The organism is Cupriavidus sp. FW306-1B-F12B (assembly GCF_058781795.1).
Genome location: NZ_JBYSXC010000007.1, coordinates 59007 through 84269, shown reverse-complemented (window position 1 = coordinate 84269; position 25263 = coordinate 59007). Strand labels below are relative to the sequence as shown.

Below are 25263 nucleotides of genomic sequence, written 5' to 3'. Positions count from 1 at the left end.
CGATCCCGCCCCGTTGCGTATTGAAGCAAGGTGCGGCACTGCCAGGCTGCACCGCTATAACTGCCGGCAACGGCACCACATCGGCACCATTTGGGACCCAAGGAGATCTGATGAGCTCGACATTCCACAAGACGGCAATGACCGTTGCCCTGACCCTGGCTGGCCTGACCGCCGCCTCCGCCGCGTTCGCGCAGGCCCAGGAAATCAAGCTGGGCTTTGCCGGCCCGATGACCGGCGGCCAGGCGCAGTACGGCAAGGACATGCAGAACGGCATCGTCCTCGCGATCGAGGACATGAACGCCACCAAGCCCAAGATCGGCGGCAAGGAAGTCAAGTTCGTGCTGGTCTCCGAAGACGACCAGGCCGATCCGAAGACTGGCTCGGTGGTGGCACAGAAGCTGGTGGATAACGGCATCCAGGGCATGCTTGGCCACTTCAACTCGGGCACCACCATCCCGGCGTCGATGGTCTACAACCGCGCCGGCATTCCGCAGATCGCCATGGCGACCGCGCCGGAATACACCAAGCAAGGCTTCAAGACCACCTTCCGCATGATGACCTCCGACACCCAGCAGGGTTCGGTGATCGGCGCCTTCGTGGTGAAGAAGCTGGGCGCGAAGAACATCGCCATCGTCGATGACCGCACCGCCTACGGCCAGGGCCTGGCCGACGAGTTCGAGAAGGCCGCCAAGGCTGCCGGCGGCAAGATCGTGCGCCGCGAGTTCACCAACGACAAGGCGGTGGACTTCAAGGCCGTGCTGACCAACATCAAGCGCAGCAACCCGGACATCATCTTCTACGGCGGCGCCGAGACCCAGTCCGCGCCGATGGCCAAGCAGGTCAAGGAACTTGGCATGAAGGCCCCGCTGGTGTCGGGCGAAATGTCCAAGACCGACAACTTCCTGAAGCTCGCCGGCCCGGCCGCCGAAGGCACCGTGGTGTCGCTGGCCGGCCTGCCGCTGGACCAGATGCCTGGCGGCTCCACGTATGAGAAGAAGTACGAGAAGCGCTTTGGCTCGAAGGTGCAGACCTACTCGCCGTACGCCTACGATGGCGCCACCGCGATGATGTCGGCCATGGTCAAGGCCGGCTCGACCGACCCGGCGCGCTACCTGCCGGTGCTGGCTGCTACCAATATGCAGGGCGTGACCACCAAGACGCTGGCGTATGACGCGCGCGGCGACCTGAAGGATGGTGGTATCACTGTCTATAAGGTGGTTGGCGGCAAGTGGACGGTGCTGGAGACGGTTGGCGGGAAGTAAGCTGCTGGCTGGTTTTGGCTATGGGAGAACGCTGCCTTTGGGTGGCGTTTTTTCTTTTGGGCGCTTGGCGGCAAGCCTCCCAGACAATTCCGTATCTCCCCCATTGGCGCATAATCCCGCACTCGCACATTTTTTCAATCCATAGGAGCAGTACGTGTCCGAGCAGGAAGCCAGCTACGACCACGCCATCGGGCTAGCCAACCAGGGGCGCTTCACCGAAGCCCTGCAGATTGCCGACCAGCTGTCGCAGGCCCGCCCCGAGGTGGTTGATTTCGTCACGCTGCGGGCGCGGCTGCACTTTGACAACGGTGACGCCAACGCCGCGCTGGCGGTGCTGGACGAGGCGCTGGCGCGGCTTGACACGCTGCCGCTGCAGCCGCCGCACCGCCGGGCCTCGCGCGGGGTGATCGCGCACCGCTACGGCGCCATGCTGATGAGCCTGGGCCGCGATGCCGAGGCGCGCCCGTGGCTGCATGAGGCCGCGCAGCGCAGCGGCCTGCTGACGGGCGAATGGGCCGCGCATTTCCACGCCGGCCTGGCCGCCCTGCGCATGGGCGACATGGCCGCCGCGGCACGCTACTGGCATGACCTGATGGTCCGCAATCCCGACCTGGGCGCAGATGACATCGCACCGCTGGTGACGGACTACATCGCCCGGGCCGAGGCCGCTGGCGTGCCGGTGGAGCCCCTGATGCGCGTCTGCCTGGGCCGCGTGGCCCTGGACAACCCGCATCTGCTGGAGCTCGATCCCGCAGCCGGTGACGCCGTGGCCGCCGACCAGGCCGCCCGTGTGCTGGCCGAGCACCCTGACCACCCCGAGGCGCGCCGCCTGCGTGCACCGCTGCGCCACGGCGTGGGCGACGTCCAGGGGGCACTGGACGACCTGGCGGTCTACCTGCGCCAGGTGCCCGACCCGCAGAGCCAGGTACGCGAACTGGCCTGGCGCCACCAGCTGGCGCAGCGCGCCGACAGCACCCAGCCGGCCGATCGCGAGCCGTGGCTGCGCTTTACGCTGACCGACCAGTCCGACGACGGTGCCGGCTACTACCGCGCCGCCATGGCGCTGGGCGAGTTCATCGACGAGGTGCCGGCCGCCGAGGCCGCGCTGCGGCCGGTGCTGGTGCAGGCCGGCCGTGCCGGCGTGGCGCGCTTCGACCAGTATTTCGCCACCGGCCAGGGCGATGCCGCGGCGCACGGCGGCAATGCCGACCCGCATGTCTATTCGCTGCTGTGCCGGCTGCTGTCGCGCAGCCTGCCGGCCGACGCCGCGCACGTGGACGCGCGCATCGCGCTGCACCAGCAGGGCATGGCCGCCAGCGAGTTCATCGATCACTGGATCGACCTGCTCGACTGCCACGCCGACGCCGGCCAGCACCAGAAAGTGGCCGAGCTGGCCGGCGAGGTGCTCAACCGCTACCCGCTGGAGCGCAACCCGGCCGACGTGACCTGGGCCTTCAGCCGCATGATCGCGGCCTGGAAGGCCATGGGCGGCGCCGAGCCGACCGAGGCCGCCCGTGCCGCGATGATGCATATGGATGCCCGGCTGGACGCGCTGCCGGTGGAAGCCCGCAGCGAGGCCGCGCACCCGATGGCGCATGCGCGCGCGCACTTTGCCGCGCTGCTGCAGGCGCAGGTGGCCGGCATGGACGAGCACGACCGCACCGATGCCCTGGCCGAGATCGAGGCCCAGCAGCGCCGCGCGCTGCTGGTCGAGGACGCCTGGCTGTACAACCGCTTCGGCCAGGTCTGGCGCGACGCGGGCGAGCCCGAGCGCGCGCTGCCGCTGTTCGAACAGGCCGTGGCGCTGACCGAGGGCGATCCGCTGGACCAGGCCGGCCCGCGCGTGCAGCGCGGGCTGGTCCACCACGCAGCGCGGCGCCACGATGCCGCGCTGGCCGACTTTGTCGCCGCCTTCGCCGTGCGTGACGACTGGGATGCAGAGGTGTACCTGCGCGCGGTGCAGTCGGCGCTTGGCTTGGACCAGCGTGAAACCGCGCTGGGGTATTTCGAAAAGGCCCGTGCCCGCGGGGCCGCGCAGGGCTCGACGCGCACTTTGTGCGCACAGGTGGAGGCCGCGCTCAAGGCAACCCGGCCGATGTGGAAAGTCTGGGGCGTCTGAAACGTCGCTCCGGTCCGGCGAACGGTCTGAACATGTAAGGGATGTAAAAAACGCCATCTGGAGATGGCGTTTTTTACGTGCAGATGACAGAAGTTGTGCGCGTGTTTTGTGCGGTGTCGGACAATCACTGACATGGATTGTGAAGTGCTTACATTACCATGTCGCCATGAATGGACTGAGCCAACTTTTTCCAAGCCTCCCGCTCGCGCCCGGCGGCCTGTTCTGGGTCGGGCTGGCGCTGGTCGGCGCCGGCCTGGCCGGTGAACTGAGCCGGCGCTGGCTGCGCTGCCCGCGCATCGTCGGGTATGCCGCGGCGGGGCTTTGCGCCGGCATGCTGGGGCGGGGCATCGTCGACGAGAACATGATCAACCAGACCCGTATCCTGATCGATATGGCGCTGGCACTGGCCTTGTTCGAACTCGGGCATCGCCTCTCGCTGACCTGGCTGCGCGCCAACCGCTGGCTGTTGCTGACCAGCGCCTTTGAAAGCCTGCTGACCTGGGGGCTGGTGGCGGCGGTGCTGCAGTGGATCGGCGCCTCGCCCGGCGTGGCCATCCTGGCAGGCGGCATCGCGGTCAGCACCTCGCCCACCATCGTGCTGCAGCTCAAGAACGAACTGCGCGCCGAAGGGCAGGTCACCGAGCGGCTGATGGCGATGGCCGCGCTCAACAGCATCTACGCCGCCGCGATCGTGCAGGTCGCCACCGGCTGGCTGCATTCGGAATACGGCAACCTTGGCGCCGCGCTGCTGCATCCGCTGTACCTGCTGGTGGGCTCGTGCCTGCTGGCGTGGGTGGTGGGCAAGCTCGGTCATGCCATCTATGACCGCATGTCGGCCGACGACCACTACAGCTTCCTGGTGCTGGTGGGCCTGGTGCTGTTCACGCTGGCGCTGACCCGGGTACTAAAATTGTCGATGCCGCTGACGCTGATGCTGGCCGGTGTCGTGTTCAAGCACCAGGACAACCAGCCGCATGTGTGGCCGCCGCATTTCGGCAGCGCCGGCAGCCTGCTGATCATCGTGATGGTGGTCTCGCTGGGCCTGCCGCTGACGGCACAGGACTGGGCCGTGGGCGGCGTCTACGCCATCGCGCTGGTGGTGCTGCGCCATGTGGCCAAGCTGGCGGGCGTGGTGTCGCTGGGCTCGTTCTCGGGCCTGAGCCTGCGCCAGTGCATGGCGCTGGGGCTGGCGCTGGCGCCGATGTCGGGCCTGGCCTACCTGCTGATGCATGACGTGGCGCGGCTCTACCCCGGTACCGGCCAGCCGCTGGCGGCCATCATCCTGTGCGCGCTGGCCATCGAACAACTTTTCGGTCCGGTGATCGCGGCCTGGGCGCTGCGCTACGCAGGCGAAGTCCGCGTCGACATCCGGGCCAATGGAGGAGGGCGCTGATGTCGCTCGAAACGTTCAAGCACTCAGAGGCGCTGACCTTCGGCGTGGAGCTGGAGCTGCAGCTGGTCAACCGGCATGACTATGACCTGGCCCCGTTCGCGCCCGACCTGCTGCGCGCGCTCAAGGGCGCCGAGCATGCCGGCGACATCAAGCCGGAGATCAGCCCGTCGATGATCGAGATCAGCACCGGGATCTGCCACAGCTACCAGCAGGCGCTGGAAGAGCTGACCGTGATGCGCGACCTGATGGTGGCGGCCTCGCGCTCGCTGAACCTGGGCATTGCCGGCGGCGGCACCCACCCGTTCCAGCAGTGGGCCGACCGCACCATCTCGGATTCGCCGCGCTACCAGTACATCTCAGAGCTGTACGGCTACCTGGCCAAGCAGTTCACCGTGTTCGGCCAGCACGTGCATATCGGCTGCCCCAGCGCCGACGAATCGCTGTTCCTGCTGCATGCCATCGGCCGCTATGTGCCGCACTTTGTGGCGCTGGCGGCATCCTCGCCCTATGTGCAGGGCGTGGATACCGGCTTTGCCTCGGCGCGGCTGAATTCGGTCGCGGCCTTCCCGATGAGCGGGCGGGCGCCGTTCCTGCTGACGTGGGACGCCTTCACCGCGTATTTCGAGAAGATGCGCAATACCGGCGTGATCGAGAGCATGAAGGACTTCTACTGGGATATCCGGCCCAAGCCGGAGTTCGGCACCATCGAGGTCCGCGTGATGGACACGCCGCTGACGGTGCAGCGCGCCTGCGATATCGCCGCCTATATCCAGATGCTGGCGCGCTACCTGCTGCTGTCGCGCCCCTTCATGCCGCAGGAAGACGATTACCTGGTGTACACCTTCAACCGCTTCCAGGCCTGCCGTTTCGGGCTGGAGGGGGAGTACGTGCATCCCAACGAACTGACGCGCATGCCGATCGCCGACCACATCCTGTCGATCTGCGACGCGCTGGTGCCGCACGCCGAGGCACTCGGCTCGCTGGAGGCGCTGGCCAATATCCGCGCGCTGGCCGAGCGCCGCGACGGCGACGCCGAGTGGCTGCGCCAGGTCGATGCCGATGCGCGCAGCCAGCGTGAAACGGTGCGCAAGGCGTGTGACCGGTGGGCTGCCTGAGCCTGCGCCAGGCTGCCCCTTGTCTTATTTGACGCTGTAGCCGCGCCCCTGCATGCAGGCGCCCCAGGCCTGGTAGTACGAGCCCATCGCCTGGCTGGTATTGGCCGCCGCCTGCTGGTTGGCCGCGTTCGCCTGGCGGCGCGACTGCCGGTGCGCCACGCCGCCCCCCACCGTACCCGCTGCAGCGCCGACCGCCGCACCCTTGCCGGCATCGCCTGCCATCGCGCCCACCACGGCACCGGCCGCGGCGCCGCCCGCGGCACCCCGCACGCGCTGGCCGCTCTGCGCCTGGGCCGGCGGCGGGGCGTTGGCGGCCTGTGCCGGATCCACGCCGGTCTGCTGCTTGGCCCAGCTGTAGCACGCGCCGTCGTCGCTGGCCTGCTGTTGCTGGCTCTGGCCCTTGGCCGGATAGGCCATGGGCTTGTTCTGCGCCATGGCCTGGGCAGGGATCAGCGCCGGGGTCAGCGCGATCGCCGCGGCCAGTACGCCGAGGCCACGGTACAGCTTGCGATGCTGGCATTGCTTCATGATGATGTTCCCCCACGGATGTCGGCTACGCAACGCTGGACGCACCGACCGGTGCGCAAGTGGCGAGCCGTTCTGTGAAGGCCAGTATTTGCGGCACGCAGGGGTAAGTCAAATCAGCGTTTTGACGGCCCGATGTTATTTGTTTGTAGTGGGTGGCGGGGACAGCAGGAACGCGACCGCTTCCTGCCACCAGGCCGTATCGACATGCCCGGCCCAGTCGTTATGCCCGGCGCCGCCGATCACCGCGAGCCGCCGCGGTTCGCCCAGCGACGCATAGAGCGCCCGGCCGAAGCGTGCCGGCACGATGGTGTCGCGTTCGGCGACCGCGACCATCACCGGGCGGCCGAAGCCTTCCAGGTTGGCCGCACTTTCGTAGCGGTCGCGCAGCACCCAGCCGGCCGGCAGCCAGGGATAGTGATGCGAGGCAATATGCGCAAGCTTGTCCCACGGCGTGATCAGCAGCACGCCGGCGACGCTCTCGCGCTGGCGCGCCGCGGCCGCTGCGGCCACGCCCGCTCCCAGCGACTCGCCGACCAGCAGCAGCGGGCCGCCGAACTGGCGCCGGGCCAGCGCAATCGATTGTTCCGCGTCTGCCACGAAGCTGCGCTCGCCGAGTGCGCCGGTGCGCGGGCCGTAGGCCGGGTACTCGGCCAGGATCACGCGAATGCCCAGCTTCGTCAGCGCGCTGGCGTAGTAGCCGCGATGCCCGGCGTGCCCGGCATTGCCGTGAAAGACCATGGCGGTGGCGCGCGCCGGTCCGGCCGGTTCGGCGACAAGGCCGCGAAAGTCCTGCGGCCCCGGCCAGGCGCGCAACCCGGGCGAGACCATGTCGTCGACCGAGGCCTTGTCGGGGAAGTAGAGGAAGTGATCCTGCATCATGCTGATTCCGGCAAGCAGGACCAGTCCCGCACCGAGCCAGCGCAGCACCCTGCGGCGAACCGATTCAGTCCGCGGCGGCACCAGCTGCGCTGGCGCCGGTGCCGGGACGATGGCAGGCATGGCAACGCGCTCAGGCGCCGGCGAACACCGGTTCGCAGCGCACCTCGGTCCTGACCGAGTTGGCGATAAAGCAGGCGCCATGCGCGGCGTGGTGCAGGGCATCGAGTTCTTCGCGCGTGGGCTCGCGCTCGCCGCCAAACGTCACCTGAGGGCGTAGCGTCACCACGGTCATCGCCATCTGCCCGTCCGCGTTCCTTGCCATCACACCAGTGGCCGCATCCAGGTAGCGGTCGACGACAAAGCGTTGCTTCGCCGCCAGCGACAGGAACCACAGCATGTGGCAGCTGGACAGCGAGGCGATGAACATCTCCTCGGGATCGACCGCGCTCGCATCCGACATCGGCAGCGGCACCACATGGGGCGACGACGATCCCGGAATTTCTGCGCCGCCGTCAAAGCGCAGCAGATGCCTGCGGCTGTAGCGGTTGCCGGCGAAATCCTGCCCGTCGCGTTGCCACAGGACTTCAGCGGTGTATGTGGACATGCAAAGACTCCTAACGTTAGGAAAACCTCAGGCGCCGTGCGGCACGCTTTCACCGTCGCGCAGGCCCAGGCGCTGGTTGGCCGGCACGGCGACATCGATCAGCTTCGGGCGCGGCAGGTTCAGGTTGCGCATCATCTCGATGAACTCTTCGCGCGTGCGGCCGGCGACGCGGCTGTTGTGGGCGCGCTCCTGGCCGATGGTGGACGAGGTGCGGCCCTTGTAGTCGTGGGCCGGATAGACCTGCGTGTCGTCGGGCAGCGCAAACAGCTTCCTGGTCAGGCTGTCGTAGAGCGTGCCGGCGTCGCCCGACTGGAAGTCGGTGCGGCCGCAGCCGTCGATCAGCAGGGCATCGCCGGTGAAGACGCGGCGCACGATGCCGTCGGGCGTGGGTTCTTCCCACAGGTAGCTCATGCTGCCGGCGGTGTGCCCGGGCGTATGGATGGCGCGCAGCACCTGCTTGCCGAAGGCGACAGTGTCGCCGTCGATCAGCTGCTTCTGCGCGGGCTTGATATCGCAGCCGGACGGCGCCGCAGTGTGCGCGCCGGTCTGCAGCGCAAGGTGGCCGGCCGAGGTGATGTGGTCGGCATGGGCATGGGTCTCGATGACCCACGCCAGCCGCGCGCCGGTTGACTTCAGCAGCGCCAGGTCGCGTTCCAGCTGGTGGTCGACCGGGTCGATCAGCAGCGCGTCCCCGGTGGCGGCGTCGATCAGCAGGTAGGTGAAGGTGGACGAGGTTTCGTCGAACAGCTGGTGGAAGGTCTGCATGGCTGCCCTCTTGTTTTTCGTTCGGGGAACGCCGCCATGATACGCCGCGCTGCGCGCGGACATTAGCATTCCACGATATTCACCGCCAGCCCGCCGCGCGCCGTCTCCTTGTACTTGGTCTTCATGTCGGCACCGGTCTCGCGCATGGTCTTGATCACCGAATCGAGCGATACGTAGTGCGTGCCGTCGCCGCGCAAGGCCATGCGCGCCGCGTTGACCGCCTTGACCGAGGCCATTGCGTTGCGCTCGATACACGGGATCTGCACCAGTCCGCCAACCGGGTCGCAGGTCAGCCCGAGGTTGTGCTCCATGCCGATCTCGGCCGCGTTCTCGACCTGCGCCGGGCTGCCGCCCTGCACCGCCGCGAGCGCGCCGGCGGCCATCGAGCAGGCCACGCCGACTTCGCCCTGGCAACCGACCTCGGCGCCGGAAATCGACGCATTGAGCTTGTACAGCAGCCCGATCGCGCCCGCGGTCAGCAGGAAGTCGACCACGCCTTGCTTGCTGGCACCCGGCACGAAGCGGTCGTAGTAGTGCAGCACCGCCGGGATAATGCCCGCGGCGCCGTTGGTCGGCGCGGTGACCACGCGCCCGCCGGCGGCATTCTCTTCATTGACGGCAATGGCGTACAGGTTGACCCAGTCCATCACCGAGAGCGGGTCCGACAGCGTGCGCTCGGCGCGCTCGGTCAGGCTGCGGAACAGTTCCGGCGCACGGCGCTTGACCCTGAACGGCCCCGGCAGCTCGCCGTCGGTGCGGCAGCCGCGCGCCACGCACGCCTGCATCACATCCCAGATATGCAGCAGGCCGCTGGTGACTTCCGCCTCGCTGCGCCAGGTCAGCTCGTTTTCCATCATCAGCCGCGCAATGCTCTTGCCGCTGGCGGTGGCCATCTCCAGCATGTCCTTGCCGCTGCGGAACGGGTGCGGAAGTTGCTGCGCGGCATTGAGCACCTGCGTATTGGGTGCGCCCGCGGTCACGACGAAGCCGCCGCCGACCGACAGGTAGCGCGCCTCGCGCAGCGATGCGCCGCTGGCGTCGAAGGCATGGAACTTCATGCCGTTGGGATGCTCGGCCATCGCTTCGCGCCGGTAGAAGGCGATGTGCTCCTTCTCGACAAAGGGCACGACATGCTGGCCCAGCAGCGACAGCTCGCGGCCCGCGCGCAGCGCGGCCAGGCGCGTGTCGATCGAATCGGGATCGATGGTGTCGGGGGCTTCCCCCATCAGGCCGAGGATCACGCCCTTGTCGGTGCCGTGGCCCTTGCCGGTGGCGCCCAGCGAGCCATAGAGCTCGGCACGCACGCTCGCCACCTGCGGCAGCAGGCCGTCGCGCTCAAGCCCCTGCGCGAACATCAGCGCAGCGCGCATCGGGCCTACGGTATGCGAGCTCGACGGGCCGATGCCCACCTTGAACAGATCAAAGACGCTGACTGCCACGGAATGTCTCCAGCAATGGGATGGCCCTGAAGAGGCTCTTCTTGGTCGGTTGGCATGGCTGCGGCGGGCACCGCGACACCGCGATGCCCGTCATCTCGAGCATAGTTCGTTGGCGAGCCGCCGCGGCTGCGGCGGCGCTACGCCTCAGTCCACCACGTAGTCGCTGACCGGCACGCAGGCGCAGAACAGGTTGCGGTCACCATACACGTTGTCGGCACGGCCGACCGGCGGCCAGTACTTCTGCGTGCGCAGCGATGCCACCGGGTACGCGGCTTCCTCGCGCGTGTACTTGTGGGTCCACTCGTCGGCGGTCACCACCGCGGCCGTGTGCGGCGCGTGCTTGAGCGGGTTGTCGTCGCGGTCGAAGGTGCCGTCGGCGACGCGGCCGATTTCCTGGCGGATCGCGATCATCGCGTCGATAAAGCGGTCCAGCTCGTGCAGCGCCTCGCTCTCGGTCGGCTCGATCATCAGCGTGCCCGGCACCGGGAAGCTCATGGTCGGGGCGTGGAAGCCGTAGTCCATCAGGCGCTTGGCCACGTCTTCATTGCTGATGCCGGTGTCCTTCTGCAGCGGGCGCAGGTCCAGGATGCACTCGTGCGCAACCAGGTCGTGCTGGCCGGTGTACAGCACCGGGTAGTACGGCGCCAGGCGCTTGGCGACATAGTTGGCGGCCAGGATCGCATTCTCGGTGGCGGCGGTCAGGCCGGCCGAACCCATCATCGCGATATACATCCACGAGATCGGCAGGATGCTGGCCGAGCCGAACGGCGCCGCCGAAACGCCGCCGATGCCGCGGTCGTCGCGGCGATAGCCGACGCTGTCCTGGTTGGGCAGGAAGTCAGCCAGGTGCGCGCCGACCGCGACCGGGCCCACGCCCGGGCCGCCGCCGCCGTGCGGGATGCAGAAGGTCTTGTGCAGGTTCAGGTGCGACACGTCGCCGCCGAACTGGCCCGGCGCGGCGGTGCCGACCATCGCGTTCATGTTGGCGCCGTCCACGTACACCTGGCCGCCGTGCTGGTGCACGATCTCGCAGATCTGCTGCACGCCCTGCTCGAACACGCCGTGCGTGGACGGGTAGGTGATCATGATCGCCGCCAGGTTCTTGCTGTGCTGCTCGGCCTTCTTCGCCAGGTCTTGCAGGTCGACGTTGCCGTCCTCGTCGCAGGCCACCACCACCACCTTCATGCCGGCCATCTGCGCCGAAGCCGGGTTGGTGCCGTGTGCGGACGACGGGATCAGGCAGATGTCGCGATGGCTTTCGCCGCGGCTGGCGTGGTAGGCATGGATGATCAGCAGGCCCGCGTACTCGCCCTGCGAGCCGGCGTTGGGCTGCAGGCTGACCGCGGCGTAGCCGGTGGCGGCGCACAGCATGGCCTCGAGCTGGTCGATCATCTCGCGGTAGCCCACGGTCTGGTCCAGCGGCGCGAACGGGTGGATCTGGCTGAATTCGGGCCAGGTCACCGGGATCATCTCGCTGGTGGCGTTCAGCTTCATCGTGCACGAGCCCAGCGGGATCATGGTGCGGTCCAGCGCCAGGTCCTTGTCGGCCAGCATGCGCAGGTAGCGCAGCATCTCGTGTTCGGCGTGGTGCGTGTTGAACACCGGGTGGGTCAGGTATTCGCTGGTGCGTGCCAGTTCCGCCGGGAACGCGTCCTGCACGACAGCTTCGAGCTTGTCGAAGTCCACTTCCGCGGGCAGCGGCTTGCCTTGCGTGAAGACTTCCCACAGCGCGACCACGTCGGCACGGGTGGCAGTCTCGTCCAGCGAGATGCCGACGCGCGTGGCGCTGATATGGCGCAGGTTGATGCCGCGCGCGGTGGCCGCGGCATGGATGGCATCGGTGTTGAAGCCGGTTTCCAGCGTCAGCGTATCGAAGAAGCTGGCGTTGGTGCGCGCGAAGCCGAGCTTTTCCAGGCCGGCGGCCAGCGTCGCGGTCAGGCGATGCACGCGCTGCGCGATGCGCTTCAGGCCCTGCGGGCCATGGTAGACCGCATACATCGACGCCATCACGGCCAGCAGCACCTGCGCGGTACAGATATTCGAGGTGGCCTTCTCGCGGCGGATATGCTGCTCGCGCGTCTGCAGGGCCAGGCGGTAGGCCTTGTTGCCCTGCGCATCGATGGTCACGCCCACCAGCCGGCCCGGCATCGAGCGCTTGAACGCGTCCTTCACCGCCATATAGCCGGCGTGCGGGCCGCCGAAGCCCAGCGGCACGCCGAAGCGCTGCGAGTTGCCCACGGCCACATCGGCGCCCCATTCGCCCGGCGCGGCGATCAGCGTCAGCGCCAGCAGGTCGGCGGCAGCCACCACCAGGCCGCCGGCGGCGTGCACGGCGTCGGCGATGGCGCGGTAGTCGTTGACGTCGCCGTTCACGCCCGGGTACTGCAGCAGCACGCCGAAGGCGTTGGCCGCGGCGGCATCGGCGGCGGGGCCGACCTTGACCTCGATGCCCATCGGCAGCGCGCGCGTGCGTACCACTTCCAGCGTCTGCGGCAGCACGTCGTCGGCCACGTAGAAGGTGTTCGAATCGTGCTTGTTCACGCGCTGCAGCAGCGTCATGGCTTCGGCCGCGGCAGTGCCTTCATCCAGCATCGACGCATTGGCGATATCCAGCCCGGTCAGGTCGGTGACCATCTGCTGGAAGTTCAGCATCGCCTCCAGGCGGCCCTGCGAGATCTCCGGCTGGTAGGGCGTGTAGGCGGTGTACCAGGCCGGGTTCTCGAAGATATTGCGCAGGATGACGCCGGGCGTGACGGTGTTGTAGTAGCCCTGGCCGATAAAGCTCTTCAGCACCCTGTTCTTGCCAGCCAGCCCGCGCAGCCTTGACAGCGCGGCTTCCTCGCTCAGCGGCTCGGTGAACTCGCCCATCGGCATGCCGTCGCGGCGGCGGATGGCGGCGGGGATGACGGCGTCGATCAGCGCGGCGCGGCTGTCATAGCCCAGCACCTTCAGCATGTGCTGCTGTTCGGGGGTATCGGGGCCGATATGGCGGGCGGCGAAGGCGTCGCGCGCCTCCAGTTCGGCCAGCGTGGGCCGGTTCACTTGGGCGGCGTTCATGGGAAGCGGGGCGTTCATTGGCAAGAACCTCGTGAGGTGCGCGCCGGCCGGTGGTCAGCCGGGACGGCGCGCGTCAGTCTGCAGTGGCCGGTCCAACCATGGACCGGCGCGGCCGGCGTCAGGCGCCGACGCTGGCCTTGTAGGCGTCGGCCGACATCAGGCCGTTGACGTCGTCGCCGTTGGCCGGCTTGAGCTTGAACAGCCACGCGTCGAAGGCGTCGGCGTTGACGCTCTCCGGGGCAGCCGTGGCGGCCTCGTTGACGGCGATCACTTCGCCGGCCACGGGGGCGTAGATGTCGGAAGCGGCCTTTACCGATTCCACCACTGCCAGCGCATCGCCGGCACCGACCGACTTGCCCACTTCGGGCAGTTCCAGGAAGACGATGTCGCCCAGCGCGTCCTGCGCGTGGTCGGTGATGCCGATGGTGAGCGTGCCGTCGGCTTCGACGCGTACCCACTCATGCGACTCGGTGTACTTGAGGTCAGCGGGGAAATTCATGAAGGTTCTCCGGATACAGATTTGTTTCTTGTTGGGTGATGCCTGCCCGGCGAAGCTGCCGGCAGGCGAGGGCGACCGTTGGGTGAGCCTCAGCTCACGAGTGCCTTGCCATTACGCACAAACGGCAGTTTAACCACAGTCGCGTTGAGTTTGCGGTCGCGGATCTCCACCTGCACGGTATCGCCCACGGCGACATCCTTGGGCAGGCGGGCAAAGGCGATGGACTGGGACAGCGACGGGCTGAAGGTGCCGCTGGTGATTTCACCGTCACCGGCCGGCGTGATCACTTTCTGGTGGGCGCGCAGGACGCCGCCCTTGTCACGCAGGATCAGGCCGAGGAATTGCTGGCGCGAACCGGCCGCGGCCAGTGCCGCCTTGCCGGTGAAGTCACGCTCGCTCTGCAGGTCCACCGTCCAGGCCAGGCCCGCATCCAGCGGCGAGGTGTTGATATCCATATCCTGGCCGTACAGGTTCATGCCGGCTTCCAGGCGCAGCGTGTCGCGCGCGCCCAGGCCTGCGGGGCGCACGCCGGCGGCGTTCAGCTTTTCCCAGACGGCGGCGACGTTCTCGGCCGGCACCACCAGTTCGAAGCCGTCTTCGCCGGTGTAGCCGGTGCGCGCCACCATGATCTCGCCGATGGCCGGGTCCTGGACCACGGCGGCGTTGAAGGGCTTGAGCGTGTCCGAAGGCTGGGTCGAGGGGAAGGTGCTCCACACCCTGGCGCGGGCGTTGGGCCCCTGCACGGCGACGATGGCCAGAGGCTGCGCGCCTGCAGGCGCAACATCGTCGCGGCGCGGCGTGATGGTCACATCGCTGCCGGTGGCGGCATTGCGCGCGCGGATCCATTCGATGTCGCCCAGCGCGGTGCTGGCGTTGACGACCAGGCGGAAGCGGTCCTCGGCAAAGAAGTAGACGATCAGGTCGTCGATGACGCCGCCTTTCTCATCCAGCATGCAGGAGTAGAGCGCCTTGCCCGGGGTCCGCAGCTTGTCGACATTGTTGGCCAGCAGGCCGCGCAGGAAGCTGCGGGTATTGGCGCCGGCGAGGTCGACCACGCACATGTGCGACACGTCGAACATGCCGGCGTCGGTGCGCACGGCATTGTGTTCTTCGATCTGGGAGCCGTAGTTGACCGGCATGTCCCAGCCGCCGAAATCAACCATGCGGGCGCCGAGGGCGCGGTGGATGGCGTTGAGGGGCGTGGCCTGGAGCGTCATGGAATCCTCTGGGGCAGTCTCGGTTGGCGAAAACAAAAAAGGGCCATCCGCCGCAACGCTCGCCGCGCCTGAATGTGGCGTGGCAATCCGCTGCGGCGGATGACCCCTCTGTCCTCGATACCTGAGAGATTACAAGGCGGATCCTGCCGGACCCCTTCCTCGTGCGCCCCTTCGGTGGGCACGCTCGCCACGAATGGCGGGTGCCGCTCTCCAGAGTTCGGCATGCATTGTGTGCATATTGCATGCCGATCCGATCGGTCCGTGGTGCCTGAGAGTTTTCGGGTGATACCCCTTCGGCGGCGCAGGCGATGCGCGCTCTCCCGGTCGGATGCGCGCAATGTACGGGAGGCCCCGGCCTTTGTCAAACCGGCCAGGGGAGCCTGCCGTACCTGTCGCTGCGGTGGTCTGGCTTACTTCTTCTTGTCGTCGGTGACAACGTTACCGATCACGCCGCCCACGGCCGCGCCACCCAGCGTACCCAGCGCGCTACCGTCGGTGAGGATGGCGCCGCCCACGGCGCCCGCGCCCGCGCCAATGGCGGTATTACGCTGCTTCGGGGTCATATCCGCGCAACCGGCAAAGGCCGCGACGGTCACGCCGATCAGGGTCACCTTGGTCAAAGTCTGCAGGGTTTTCATTATTGGCTCCGATGTGATGATTCAAGCATGTCAACCCCGCCGCGCAGGCCAGGGGACATACTAGTTAGAGCGTTTGGTTGCGCGATTGGCTCCGGCCTTTACGAAGTGTTACGCCGGTGACACAACCGGCCGTGTCAACGCGGTTTGCGCTGACTGACCTGCCGCGGCCAGCGTGTTAACATCGGCAGCTTTGCTGCCATGCCCGTTTTTTGGGTGCTGGCGTGTCCCGCCTGGCCTGCCGCTGTTCCTGCCGATTTCCCTGCCTCCAACCGCATCCCACGCATGACCCATGGCCTGAACTCCGCCCAATCCGAAGCCGTCCGCTACCTGGACGGCCCTTGCCTGGTGCTGGCCGGGGCGGGCTCCGGCAAGACCCGGGTGATCACGCAGAAGATCGCGCATCTGATCGAGGACAAGGGCTTCGAGCCGCGCCATATCGCCGCCGTCACCTTTACCAACAAGGCCGCCAAGGAGATGCAGGAGCGCATCGGCAAGCTGATGGAGGGCAAGACCACACGCGAGGGCAAGCGCATTCCGCTCAAACAGCTGACGGTCTGTACCTTCCACTCGCTCGGGGTGCAGATCCTGCGCATGGAGGCCGAGCACGTGGGCCTGAAGCCGCAGTTTTCGATCATGGATTCGGACGACTGCTTCGGCCTGATCCAGGAGCAGCTGGGCACCACCGACAAGAAGCTGATCCGCGGCGTGCAGGGCACGATCTCGCTATGGAAGAACGGCATGGTCGATCCGGAGGCAGCGATCGCGCAGGCCGCCAATGCCGACGAGCACCAGGCCGCGCTGGTCTACCGCAACTACGTGGCCACGCTGCACGCCTACCAGGCGGTGGATTTCGACGACCTGATCCGCCTGCCCGCCGAGCTGTTCGCGCGCAATGAAACGGTGCAACTCAAGTGGCAGAACCGCCTGCGCTACTTCCTGGTCGACGAATACCAGGACACCAACGCCTGCCAGTACCAGTTGCTGAAGCTGCTGGCAGGCGGCTCGCACCTGCGCGCGCCGGCCTTCACCGCGGTCGGCGACGACGACCAGGCCATCTATGGCTGGCGCGGCGCCACGCTGGACAACCTGCGCGGGTTGCAGACCGACTTCCCGGACCTGAAGGTGATCAAGCTGGAGCAGAACTACCGCTCCACGGTGCGCATCCTGGAAGCCGCCAACGCGGTCATCGCCAACAACCCCAAGCTGTTCGACAAGAAGCTGTGGAGCGAGCACGGCATGGGCGACCCCATCGCCATCCACCCGATGAACGACGAGGAGCACGAGGCCGAGTCGGTGGTGTTCCGCCTGTCCGCGCACAAGTTCGAGCGCCGCGCGCAGTTCCGCGACTACGCCATCCTGTATCGCGGCAACCACCAGGCGCGGCTGTTTGAGCAGATCCTGCGGCGCGAACGGATTCCCTATGTGCTGTCGGGCGGCCAGAGCTTCTTCGACAAGGCCGAGATCAAGGACATCTGCGCCTATCTGCGCCTGATTGCCAACCCCGACGACGATCCCGCCTTTATCCGCGCCATCACCACGCCGCGCCGCGGCGTGGGCAACACCACGCTGGAAGCGCTGGGCACCTTTGCCGGACAGGCCAAGGTGTCGCTGTTCGAGGCCGCGATGATGGGCGGCATCGAAGGCAAGCTGCAGCCGCGCCAGCTGGAGCCGCTGCGCGTGTTCTGCGAATCGATGGTACGGCTGGCCGACCGCGCGGCCAAGGATCCCGCCACCGTGGTGCTGGACGACCTGATGGAAGGGATCCACTACGAGGCCTACCTGTACGACAGCTTCGACGAACGGCAGGCGCAGTCGCGCTGGACCAATACGCTGGAATTCCTCGACTGGCTCAAGCGCAAGGGCACCAAGCCCGAAGGCGCCGAGGGCGAGGAAGCCACCGGCTTCGACAATGCCGACGGCCTCGGCAGCGAAGGCAAGAACCTGCTGGAGCTGACCCAGACCGTGGCGCTGATGAGCATGCTGGAAGGCCGCGAGGAAGATCCCGACGCGGTGCGGCTGTCCACGCTGCATGCGTCCAAGGGGCTGGAGTATCCGCACGTGTTCCTGGTCGGCGTGGAGGAGGGCATCCTGCCGCACTGCCGCGAAGAAGAGGACATGAGCGACGAGAAGATCGAGGAAGAGCGGCGATTGATGTATGTCGGCATCACCCGCGCCCAGCGCAGCCTGCATGTCAGCTGGTGCAAGAAGCGCAAGCGCGCGCGAGAGACCTACTCGTGCCAGCCTTCGCGCTTTATCGGCGAGATGAAGCTGGAGGAGGCGCCTGCGCCGGTGGATGAAACCCCGGCGATGAGCCCCAAGGACCGGCTCGGCGCGCTCAAGGCACTGCTGGGAAACGGCGGCAAGACAGCCCCGGGCTGAACGGGCGCTACAGTCCCGATACAAAGGCCTACCAGGCTGACAAGACGCGGGGTGCAGGCATGCCTAGTATGGCGGCTGTGCTGCTCGCGCCGTTCGACCGCGTCGAATCCTCGCGCAGCCGCGCCACCGGCGGGGTCGGCATGGGGTTGTCGATCGCGGTCGACATTGCCGCGCGCCATGGCGGCGAGCTGACCCTGAGCAACCGCCCCGAAGGCGGCCTGCGCGCGCGCCTGTCCCTACCGCGCGGCTGACGCCGCCAGCGTGACGTACTGCGAGCCGCGCTGCCCGTGCGTGAAGTCGAGCGGGAAATCGCCCACGTCCACGCGCCCCTGCAGTGCCCGCCGCATCTCGGCCGCGCCGCTGCCGCGCAGGCCGGCCAGCGCGCGCGCCAGCCATGCCGCGCCGATATAGCCAGCCAGCGTGGCCGGCGACGGCGGCTCATCCAGGTATTGCTTCATGCGCGCCACGTGTTCCTTCACCACCCGCAGCGTTGCCTGTTGCGGCCCGGGCGCGACCTGGGTCAGCACCATGCCGCCGTTGTAGCCAGCGCCCAGGATCTCGCGCGCGGCGGTGGCGCTGACCGACGACAGCCCGACCAGGAAACCGTACCAGCCCTGCACCGCCAGCGCGCGGCCCAGCCCGGCGTAGGCAAGGGTATCGCCCGCCACGATCACCGCGCCCGGGCGAGTGGCGGCGATGCGCCGGGCGGCGGCCTCGGGATTGGCGTCGAGCGGCACTGCGCGCGTCCCGGTCTGCGCCTCCAGCCGGGCCAGCGACGGGGCGGCGAAGTCCGGCGCCAGGGCCAGCGCGATGCTGGTCAGGCCGTAGCTGCGCAGCTGGCGTACCGCCGCGTCCAGTTCGGCCTGGTAGTCGGCACGGGTGAACCAGACGTTGTCGGCCGCCAGCGCAAGCCCCGACAGCGGCGCCACGATCTGCACGCCGCGCCGGCCCAGCTCGGCCGATGCCGCCAGCGCCGGCAACAGCCGGTCGCCCGGGCCGAACAGCAGCTCGGCGCGTTCGGTATCGGCCAGCGACACCGCCTGCGCCAGCGCGCGGCGCGGGTCGGGATCGGCGTCACGGACCACGTGCGCGATGCGCACCGGGCCGTTGCCGGCGTTGACAGCATCGAACATGACCTTGGCCCCGGCCAGGTAGTCGCGCGCAAGGTCGGCTTGCGCGCCGCCGCGGTCGAGCAGGTGGCCGACCACGACCGTGCGGCGCGCCTGCGTCTGCGACAGAGCTGGCCAGGCGGGCAGGGCCAGGGCCGCGCCGGCGGCGGCAAGCAGGCGGCGCCGGTGCCGGGCCGGTGCTGCCAGGTGGCTGCGCAGCGGTGGGTACGGCGGATGCGTTGATGTCTGGTCGGGAGTTGGCATTGCAGGGGCAGGTGACGCGCGGGCCGGCGGTGGCGCGCAGCGTATCCGCCACACATGACACCAATGTGACGCCCGCCGCCCGCAGGTCCAATGCCCGCGCTTGACGGCGGTCAACGCGCCAGCGGCGGTGCGGCCCTACGATGGGCCGTCATACACCCATACCCCCGCGCCCCCATGATCCCGTCTGCCATGACTTTCCCTGCGCCCGACCGCCGCGCACTGTCCGACTTCCGCGCGCTGGCCGGCCGCATCGACGGCAACGGCCCGCGCTATACCTCGTACCCGACGGCCGACCGCTTCCGCAACGGGCCCGACCTGTCGCTGTACCACGACGCACTCGCCGCCTGCCGCGCCGACGCGCCGGCGCCGCTGTCGCTGTACCTGCATATCCCGTTCTGCGAGAACATCTGCTACTACTGCGGCTGCAACAAGATCATCACGCGCGACCATGGCCGCAGCGCCCGCTACGTCAACTACCTGGGCCGCGAGATGGCGCTGGTGGCAGACCGGCTCGGGCCGCGCCGCCAGGTGCTGCAGTCGCACTGGGGCGGGGGCACGCCGACCTTCCTCGACCCCGGCGAGATGCGCCGCGTGATGGCGCTGCTGCATGAGCATTTCGAGCTGGCGGCCGAGGGCGAGCATTCGATCGAGATCGATCCGCGCCGCGTCGACCACGCCCGCATTGCGCTGCTGGCCGAGCTGGGCTTCAACCGCGTCAGCCTGGGCGTGCAGGATTTCGATCCCGAGGTCCAGCAGGCCATCCATCGCATCCAGCCGTTCGAAGAGACCCGCGCCGTGGTGGATGCCGCACGCACGCTGGGTTTCCGCTCGGTCAGCCTGGACCTGATCTACGGCCTGCCGCACCAGACCGCGGCGCGCTTTGGCCGCACCATCGAGCAGGTGCTGGCGCTGCGTCCCGACCGGCTCTCGGTCTATAGCTACGCGCACCTGCCGCATGTGTTCAAGCCGCAACGCCGCATCGACGAAAACGCCTTGCCGCCCGCCGGCGAGAAGCTCGACATCCTGGTCTCCACCATCGAGCGGCTGACCGCCGAGGGCTACGTTTATATCGGCATGGACCATTTCGCGCTGCCCGACGACGACCTCGCCGTGGCCCAGCGCGAAGGGCGGCTGCAGCGCAACTTCCAGGGTTACTCAACGCACGCCGGCTACGACCAGGTCGGGCTCGGCATTTCCGCGATCGGCGCGATCGCGGGGCGCTACGTGCAAAATGCGCGCACGCTGGACGAGTACTACGGCGCGCTCGACCACGGCCGCCTGCCGCTGGCGCGCGGCGTGGCGATGAGCGTCGACGACCACCTGCGGCGCGAGATCATCGGCGACCTGATGTGCAATGGGGTGCTCGATATCCCGGCGCTGGAAGCGCGCCACGGCATCCGCTTCGGCACGGCCTTTGCGCCGGAACTGGCCGACCTTGCTGCACTGGGCGCTGACGGGCTGGTGCAATGCGCGCCGGAACGCATCACCGTGACGCCGCTGGGCCGGTTGCTGGTGCGGCGCGTGGCGATGGTGTTCGACCACTACCTGCGCGAGGACGCCGCGCGGCCCGCGGACACCGGTGCCCAGGCCGTTGCCGCCAACGATGGCGCGCAGCCGGTGCGCTTCGTGCCGCGGGCGCGGTACTCGCGCGTGGTGTAGCGGCCGCGCAGGCGGTACGGACGAAAAAAAGCCCGCGCAATATGCGCGGGCTTTTCGTTTGCAGCAGGCGGACTTACTTGGCGGCGTTGGCCATGTAGTCCGAAGCGGCGATCACGTCCGCGTCCGGGCCGGCGTAGCCACCCTTGGGCGGCATCACGCCCTTGCCCTTGAGCGCAAAGTTGTGGACCGCGTCCATGCCTTCCTTCAGGCGCGGCGCCCAGGCGGCCTTGTCGCCGAACTTGGGCGCACCTGCCACGCCGGCGGCGTGGCAGGCGGCGCAGACCTGCTCGTAGACCTTCTTGCCCACGTCGGCCGAGGCGGCCGGCGCAGCAGCAGGTGCGGCGGCAGCGGCTGCCGGGGCCGCTGCAGCGGCCGGTGCAGGCGCGGCAGCGGCGGCCGGACCGGCGGCGGCATCAGGGGCTGCGGCGGTCGCCAGCGCGGCGGCAGCCGGGGCAGCCGGTTCCGGGAACTTGGCGCCGCCGGCGTCGGCCATGTAGACCACGGCACGGGCCAGTTCGTAGTCGGCGTAGTCGTCCGGCGTGGTGCCGGCGCGCGCGGCCATCGCGCCCTTGCCGTTTATCACCGACTTCATCAGGCCGTCAAAGCCCTGGCCGATGCGCGCGGTCCAGTCGCCAGCGTTGGCGTACTTGGGTGCACCCGCTGCGCCGGTGGCGTGGCACGCGGCGCAGATTTCCTTGTAGACCTGCTCGCCCGTCTTGAAGACGCGCGGCGCATTGGGATCCTTGATTTCGAGCGAGGCGACCGGCTTGATGCGGTCGTTGACGGCTTCCGCCGTGGTGGCGGCGCCGGCGCTTTCAGTCGAGCCGTGTCCGACAAAGTTGACCAGCAGAATGATCACGATGATCGGCACCAGGAAAGCCGCGATCACAACTGCGATCAGCTGCTTCGGGGTTTTGATGGGAGACTCGTGTTCGTCGTGTTCGTTGTGGACGTCGCTCATACAGAACTCTCAGTTTTGCAGGAAACCTTCTGGCCGCTTACGCTCGGCTTGCTTATTCTGGCCCGGTCTTGGTCACTCGCTGACCGCTGTCCGGCCCCATCCGGGCCGCCCGTGCTGGCTGCGGCCCTTGCCTGACTTGGGTCTGTTGCTATTTGCGCGCTGCGGACTGTCTCCCGGACCGGGCCTGATTGTCGCCGACAACAAGCCGCGCGGCCTTGACCCCGGTCGACTCATTGCATCGGCGGTGTGGCGGGCACGATTTGACGCAAATAGCTGGCGATTATAGCGCCAAAGGCCCCCCGCCAGTGCCAAAAAGCGGCGGTTGCGAGACGTTCCCTGAAGCCCCTGGCGGGCCCGCATGGACGGCACGGGGCAAACGCGGTATCCTATGCGACTTTCCTGCGGCGGCACTCGCCCGCCGCAACCGCTGTACCCACAAACCGGTTGCAAAACCGTCCTGTGCGCCCGTAGCTCAATGGATAGAGTACTGCCCTCCGAAGGCAGGGGTTGCTGGTTCGATCCCAGCCGGGCGCGCCAAATTTCCTCCCGATATGTCGTGCCATGATGCTGGCCCTGAAGCAAGCGCATGCGCCGGCCGTCAGTTCGTGCCGGCGGGAGCCGGGACGATTCCCGGCGCAGGCTCCGGCACGCGATCGTCGCTGACCACCCGGTTGCGGCCGGCCGCCTTGGCCGCGTACAGCCGGCGGTCCGCCACCTGCAGCATGGTGTCGAGGTTGTCGGTGCCGTCCACTCCCATGTCGGACACGCCGATCGATACCGTGAACTGGATATTGCCCTTGGCAGTGGCATCGGCGGCCGGCTCGCACACGGTCTGGCCCAGGATCTTGCGCAGGCGCTCGGCGGTTTGCGTGGCTTCGTCCAGCGATGTGCGCGGCAGCAGCAGCGCGAATTCCTCGCCGCCGACGCGTGCCGGCACGTCGATGGCGCGCACGGTCGCGCGCACCACGTCGGCCAGCTTCCGCAGCACGCGGTCGCCGCTGGCGTGGCCCCAGTTGTCGTTGATGCGCTTGAAGCGGTCGATATCGATCATCAGCATCGACATCGGCGTCTTGTCGCGCAGGCAGTGCTCGTACTCGATGCCGAAGCGCGCCTCGAACTCGCGGCGGTTGGTCAGGCCGGTCAGCGCGTCGGTCTCGGCCAGCTCGCGCAGCGCCTCGCCGCGCGCCTGGTAGTGCGAGAACAGCTTGCCGATGCCCTGCAAGGTGACCCACATCAGCAACGCCAGCGCCAGCGCGCTGGCGGCCAGCACGGCGCTCAGGTGCGACGCCGTGCGCAGCAGCAGGTCGGTGGCCGAGAAGTAGTCGACCAGCGCCAGGGTGCTGCTGCCGATGCGCTGGAACATGATGCGGCTGCCGTCGGCGGCGCGCAGCGTGCCCGAACCGCGCCGGAACATTTCCCGCGCCGTGGCTTCGTGCCAGGAGGCAGGCAGGATGGCGGACAGCTTCTCGCCGCGCCTGACGTCGCGGGTGCTGGCACCGACCAGGTTGCCGTCGATATCGACCAGAAAGCGCTGTACTCCTTCGGGTGTGGTCCGGGTCAGGTACGCGTCCATGCTGTGCTGTGAGATCTCGGTGATGGCCACACCACGGAACTGGTGGTCCAGGTAGACCGGCACGCTCAGCGACAAGTACATATCGTCGCTGCCGTCGGCCACGGGGCCGAAGTTCCAGCGCATGCCCTGGTCGGGATTGGCCTCGGGCAGGTGCTCGCGGATATAGCCGGTGGCGGCGACGCGCCGCAGCGTGGCGGCGGCGTCAGCGGGCGGCACCGGCGGATAGGCGACGAAGAAGCCATTGTTCGAAACGTACGTCAGCTTGCGCGCCACCAGCGGGTTGACCGGCTCGGCGCTGATGAGCTGGCTGAGGCCACGGGCCACGTACAGGCCCGCCAGCAGGTCGCCGTCGCGGCGGGAGAAGCCTTCCAGGCCCGCCAGCAGGGCGGGGCTGACGCCGAGCAAGACCGCATCGCCTTCCGGTGCGGGGAGTTCCCAGACGTCGTCGTTACGGTGCTCATAGGCCGCCTTCAGCGGCGGGTCAGGCTCGATCGCGTGCGGGCCCGTCTGCAGGCGGATCAGGTGCTGCGCAAAACTGCGCACGCTCATCAGCCGCTCGGCTTCGACATTCAGCACCGAACTGATACCGGCGACCTGCAGTTGCTGGCCCTGCTGCAGCGACCGGATCTCGTGATCGCGCAGCAGCCCGAGGCCATGGACGGAGAGCATCACCAGCAACATCGAGGCAACTGCAAACGACAGCACCACAAAGCGCTGCGGCGTGCGCACGGCTTGTTCCCAGAGGCGGTCGAGCAGAGTGGCAAGGCGGGGGCGCATGGTGAAGTTCCAATAGGCTTCGGCGGGCACGCGGACACTGCGCATCGTAAATCACGGATAGTGCCGCACAGCGAGGGCAATCAGCGAAGCTGGGCTTATCATGCGCCGCCCGAAACAAAAGACAAAGCGGGGCGACTACCCATTGCTTAGTTCGGAATAATCTAGCCCTGGCAAGTACCGTCACGGATGCAATTTACGTCACCGGGGCAGCACAGCGGCGCGGCTTAAATCGCGCGCTGAAAACTTTCTGCACGCACCTCGCTGTGTGGCGCGCCAGTGCTGATAGATTCACTCGATTCACGCAATCTCGCGCGGCGGGCCGTGTGCCGCGCTCCCGGAAACCACCATGGCAATTTCGACAAAGCCGCGCAGCGCGCTGGCGGCACTGTTGCTCGCCGGCGCGCCAAGCTCCGTGCCCGCCGCACCGCTGAGCCTGCCGGGCTCGCTCCCCAATATGGCCGGGCTTGGCATCGGCTCCACCACAGAGTTTGCCGGCGGCAAGGGCCGCAACGACGTTGACGATCCGGTGGTCTCGCGCCTGCACGAGATCGACACCACGGTCGAGGCCGGCGGCTACCTCGGCTATGAATACCTGAACCAGGGCCGCGTCCCCTGGCGCTTGGGCGGCGGCGTCAACGTGATGACCAATGCCGGCATCGTCTACGGCGGCATGCATATCGCTGCAACGGGTTCGCTGTGGGTGCCGCTGCACCCGCGGGTCTATGCGGGGGTCGGACTGGGCGCGGCGTGGGTCAGCGGCAGTTTCAACTGCACCTATTTCGGCGTCACCCCATCGGATTCGGCGGCGAGCGGCCTGCCTGTCTATAGCCCGGGCGGGGGCCTGGAACAGTTCACCGGCTGGCTGGCGTTGCTCTACGGGGGGTAATGGTCTACGGCCAGCGCCTGACCAGCGATGCTGCCGACAGCCCCATCGTGACCCAGCGCGGTACGCGCAACCAGGTCACTTACGGGGTCGGTATCGGCTATGCGTGGCGGTAGTGCCACCAGCGCTTGCTATGATCCCAC

Annotated in this window: 20 protein-coding genes, 1 tRNA gene, 1 pseudogene and 2 riboswitches; of the genes and pseudogenes, 10 read left to right on the top strand and 12 right to left on the bottom strand. The window is 67.9% G+C overall.

The genetic code is table 11. The features are described from left to right. The first annotated feature begins 110 nt into the window (after positions 1 to 110). From AC3WLE_RS14050 to AC3WLE_RS14035, 4 genes are all read left to right on the top strand, one after another. On the top strand, positions 111 to 1262 hold the full coding sequence (locus AC3WLE_RS14050) for a branched-chain amino acid ABC transporter substrate-binding protein (protein ID WP_010812179.1): 1152 nt from the start codon (positions 111 to 113) through the stop codon (positions 1260 to 1262). Positions 1263 to 1416: 154 nt separating this feature from the next. Continuing rightward, complete coding sequence (locus AC3WLE_RS14045) at positions 1417 to 3381, top strand: tetratricopeptide repeat protein (protein ID WP_492357110.1); 1965 nt, start codon at positions 1417 to 1419, stop codon at positions 3379 to 3381. Between the two features lie 166 nt (positions 3382 to 3547). Next, positions 3548 to 4774: a cation:proton antiporter gene (locus AC3WLE_RS14040; RefSeq protein ID WP_492357111.1), complete on the top strand. Its 1227-nt coding sequence runs from the start codon at positions 3548 to 3550 to the stop codon at positions 4772 to 4774. Continuing rightward, a complete protein-coding gene (locus tag AC3WLE_RS14035; protein WP_492320111.1) occupies positions 4774 to 5889 on the top strand; it encodes a YbdK family carboxylate-amine ligase in 1116 nt (371 codons plus the stop codon). The genes AC3WLE_RS14040 and AC3WLE_RS14035 overlap by 1 nt, the downstream gene beginning before the upstream one ends. A 24-nt stretch (positions 5890 to 5913) precedes the next feature. Here AC3WLE_RS14035 and AC3WLE_RS14030 read toward each other — a convergent pair whose 3' ends face one another. From AC3WLE_RS14030 to AC3WLE_RS13990, 9 genes are all read right to left on the bottom strand, one after another. Beyond that, positions 5914 to 6417, bottom strand: coding sequence for a glycine zipper domain-containing protein (locus AC3WLE_RS14030; protein ID WP_492320110.1), 504 nt, complete (start codon positions 6415 to 6417; stop codon positions 5914 to 5916). A gap of 135 nt (positions 6418 to 6552) precedes the next feature. Further along, positions 6553 to 7416 carry an alpha/beta hydrolase gene (locus tag AC3WLE_RS14025; RefSeq protein WP_492320109.1) on the bottom strand — a complete coding sequence of 288 codons (864 nt, stop codon included), beginning with the start codon at positions 7414 to 7416 and terminating at the stop codon, positions 6553 to 6555. Between the two features lie 10 nt (positions 7417 to 7426). Next, entirely contained in the window at positions 7427 to 7900 is a 474-nt protein-coding gene (locus tag AC3WLE_RS14020) for an OsmC family protein (RefSeq protein WP_492357112.1), read from the bottom strand. 27 nt (positions 7901 to 7927) lie between these two features. Continuing rightward, positions 7928 to 8665, bottom strand: a complete 738-nt coding sequence (locus AC3WLE_RS14015) for an MBL fold metallo-hydrolase (protein WP_316151865.1) — start codon at positions 8663 to 8665, stop codon at positions 7928 to 7930. Between the two features lie 62 nt (positions 8666 to 8727). Next, positions 8728 to 10104 (bottom strand): L-serine ammonia-lyase, encoded by a 1377-nt coding sequence (locus AC3WLE_RS14010; RefSeq protein WP_492320107.1) that lies wholly within the window; start codon positions 10102 to 10104, stop codon positions 8728 to 8730. 144 nt (positions 10105 to 10248) lie between these two features. Next, a complete protein-coding gene (gene gcvP / locus AC3WLE_RS14005) occupies positions 10249 to 13179 on the bottom strand; it encodes an aminomethyl-transferring glycine dehydrogenase (RefSeq protein WP_492320106.1) in 2931 nt (976 codons plus the stop codon). Positions 13180 to 13279: 100 nt separating this feature from the next. Continuing rightward, positions 13280 to 13660, bottom strand: coding sequence for a glycine cleavage system protein GcvH (gcvH, locus tag AC3WLE_RS14000; RefSeq protein WP_010812169.1), 381 nt, complete (start codon positions 13658 to 13660; stop codon positions 13280 to 13282). A gap of 89 nt (positions 13661 to 13749) precedes the next feature. After that, positions 13750 to 14877, bottom strand: coding sequence for a glycine cleavage system aminomethyltransferase GcvT (gene gcvT, locus AC3WLE_RS13995; RefSeq protein WP_492357113.1), 1128 nt, complete (start codon positions 14875 to 14877; stop codon positions 13750 to 13752). Positions 14878 to 14975: 98 nt separating this feature from the next. After that, positions 14976 to 15101, bottom strand: a riboswitch (glycine riboswitch). A 21-nt stretch (positions 15102 to 15122) separates the two neighbouring features. Continuing rightward, positions 15123 to 15210, bottom strand: a riboswitch (glycine riboswitch). Positions 15211 to 15287: 77 nt separating this feature from the next. After that, positions 15288 to 15515 carry a YMGG-like glycine zipper-containing protein gene (locus tag AC3WLE_RS13990; RefSeq protein ID WP_010812167.1) on the bottom strand — a complete coding sequence of 76 codons (228 nt, stop codon included), beginning with the start codon at positions 15513 to 15515 and terminating at the stop codon, positions 15288 to 15290. 282 nt (positions 15516 to 15797) lie between these two features. On the opposite strand from AC3WLE_RS13990, the gene AC3WLE_RS13985 reads away from it, so the two are divergent. Further along, the gene (locus AC3WLE_RS13985; protein WP_492357114.1) at positions 15798 to 17894 is read left to right on the top strand and encodes a UvrD-helicase domain-containing protein; all 2097 of its coding nucleotides are present in this window, start codon (positions 15798 to 15800) and stop codon (positions 17892 to 17894) included. Between the two features lie 80 nt (positions 17895 to 17974). Next, positions 17975 to 18145, top strand: a pseudogene (locus AC3WLE_RS13980) (ATP-binding protein); the annotation flags it as partial. On the opposite strand, the gene AC3WLE_RS13975 reads toward AC3WLE_RS13980, so the two are convergent. After that, positions 18131 to 19267 carry an ABC transporter substrate-binding protein gene (locus AC3WLE_RS13975; protein ID WP_492320103.1) on the bottom strand — a complete coding sequence of 379 codons (1137 nt, stop codon included), beginning with the start codon at positions 19265 to 19267 and terminating at the stop codon, positions 18131 to 18133. The pseudogene AC3WLE_RS13980 and the gene AC3WLE_RS13975 sit on opposite strands and share 15 nt — an antisense overlap. 189 nt (positions 19268 to 19456) lie before the next feature. Here AC3WLE_RS13975 and hemN point away from each other — a divergent pair, with 189 nt between their 5' ends. Next, positions 19457 to 20926 carry an oxygen-independent coproporphyrinogen III oxidase gene (gene hemN, locus AC3WLE_RS13970; RefSeq protein WP_492357115.1) on the top strand — a complete coding sequence of 490 codons (1470 nt, stop codon included), beginning with the start codon at positions 19457 to 19459 and terminating at the stop codon, positions 20924 to 20926. Positions 20927 to 20999: 73 nt separating this feature from the next. On the opposite strand, the gene AC3WLE_RS13965 is transcribed toward hemN, so the two are convergent. Then, entirely contained in the window at positions 21000 to 21887 is an 888-nt protein-coding gene (locus AC3WLE_RS13965) for a c-type cytochrome (RefSeq protein ID WP_492357116.1), read from the bottom strand. A gap of 461 nt (positions 21888 to 22348) precedes the next feature. On the opposite strand from AC3WLE_RS13965, the gene AC3WLE_RS13960 reads away from it, so the two are divergent. Beyond that, positions 22349 to 22424: transfer RNA gene (locus AC3WLE_RS13960), tRNA-Arg, on the top strand. A 61-nt stretch (positions 22425 to 22485) separates the two neighbouring features. Here the strand turns inward: AC3WLE_RS13960 and AC3WLE_RS13955 are convergent. Further along, a complete protein-coding gene (locus tag AC3WLE_RS13955) occupies positions 22486 to 24237 on the bottom strand; it encodes a diguanylate cyclase (RefSeq protein ID WP_492357117.1) in 1752 nt (583 codons plus the stop codon). A 346-nt stretch (positions 24238 to 24583) separates the two neighbouring features. Here AC3WLE_RS13955 and AC3WLE_RS13950 point away from each other — a divergent pair, with 346 nt between their 5' ends. Together AC3WLE_RS13950 and AC3WLE_RS13945 are read left to right on the top strand one after the other, a co-directional pair. Further along, positions 24584 to 25123, top strand: a complete 540-nt coding sequence (locus AC3WLE_RS13950) for a MipA/OmpV family protein (RefSeq protein WP_492357118.1) — start codon at positions 24584 to 24586, stop codon at positions 25121 to 25123. Beyond that, positions 25123 to 25236 (top strand): MipA/OmpV family protein, encoded by a 114-nt coding sequence (locus AC3WLE_RS13945; protein ID WP_492352497.1) that lies wholly within the window; start codon positions 25123 to 25125, stop codon positions 25234 to 25236. Before AC3WLE_RS13950 ends, AC3WLE_RS13945 begins: the two co-directional genes overlap by 1 nt. The last annotated feature ends 27 nt before the right edge of the window (positions 25237 to 25263 follow it).

Bases quoted from the DNA above. Each gene is read 5' to 3' on its own strand.
- AC3WLE_RS14020 (WP_492357112.1), bottom strand. From the start codon at position 7,900: ATGTCCACATACACCGCTGAAGTCCTGTGGCAACGCGACGGGCAGGAT.
- AC3WLE_RS13990 (WP_010812167.1), bottom strand. From the start codon at position 15,515: ATGAAAACCCTGCAGACTTTGACCAAGGTGACCCTGATCGGCGTGACC.
- AC3WLE_RS13965 (WP_492357116.1), bottom strand. From the start codon at position 21,887: ATGAGCGACGTCCACAACGAACACGACGAACACGAGTCTCCCATCAAA.
- AC3WLE_RS13975 (WP_492320103.1), bottom strand. From the start codon at position 19,267: ATGCCAACTCCCGACCAGACATCAACGCATCCGCCGTACCCACCGCTG.
- gcvH (WP_010812169.1), bottom strand. From the start codon at position 13,660: ATGAATTTCCCCGCTGACCTCAAGTACACCGAGTCGCATGAGTGGGTA.
- AC3WLE_RS14030 (WP_492320110.1), bottom strand. From the start codon at position 6,417: ATGAAGCAATGCCAGCATCGCAAGCTGTACCGTGGCCTCGGCGTACTG.
- AC3WLE_RS13950 (WP_492357118.1), top strand. From the start codon at position 24,584: ATGGCAATTTCGACAAAGCCGCGCAGCGCGCTGGCGGCACTGTTGCTC.
- AC3WLE_RS13985 (WP_492357114.1), top strand. From the start codon at position 15,798: ATGACCCATGGCCTGAACTCCGCCCAATCCGAAGCCGTCCGCTACCTG.
- AC3WLE_RS13955 (WP_492357117.1), bottom strand. From the start codon at position 24,237: ATGCGCCCCCGCCTTGCCACTCTGCTCGACCGCCTCTGGGAACAAGCC.
- AC3WLE_RS14015 (WP_316151865.1), bottom strand. From the start codon at position 8,665: ATGCAGACCTTCCACCAGCTGTTCGACGAAACCTCGTCCACCTTCACC.
- hemN (WP_492357115.1), top strand. From the start codon at position 19,457: ATGACTTTCCCTGCGCCCGACCGCCGCGCACTGTCCGACTTCCGCGCG.
- AC3WLE_RS14025 (WP_492320109.1), bottom strand. From the start codon at position 7,416: ATGCCTGCCATCGTCCCGGCACCGGCGCCAGCGCAGCTGGTGCCGCCG.
- gcvT (WP_492357113.1), bottom strand. From the start codon at position 14,877: ATGACGCTCCAGGCCACGCCCCTCAACGCCATCCACCGCGCCCTCGGC.
- AC3WLE_RS14035 (WP_492320111.1), top strand. From the start codon at position 4,774: ATGTCGCTCGAAACGTTCAAGCACTCAGAGGCGCTGACCTTCGGCGTG.
- AC3WLE_RS14040 (WP_492357111.1), top strand. From the start codon at position 3,548: ATGAATGGACTGAGCCAACTTTTTCCAAGCCTCCCGCTCGCGCCCGGC.
- gcvP (WP_492320106.1), bottom strand. From the start codon at position 13,179: ATGAACGCCCCGCTTCCCATGAACGCCGCCCAAGTGAACCGGCCCACG.
- AC3WLE_RS14050 (WP_010812179.1), top strand. From the start codon at position 111: ATGAGCTCGACATTCCACAAGACGGCAATGACCGTTGCCCTGACCCTG.
- AC3WLE_RS13945 (WP_492352497.1), top strand. From the start codon at position 25,123: ATGGTCTACGGCCAGCGCCTGACCAGCGATGCTGCCGACAGCCCCATC.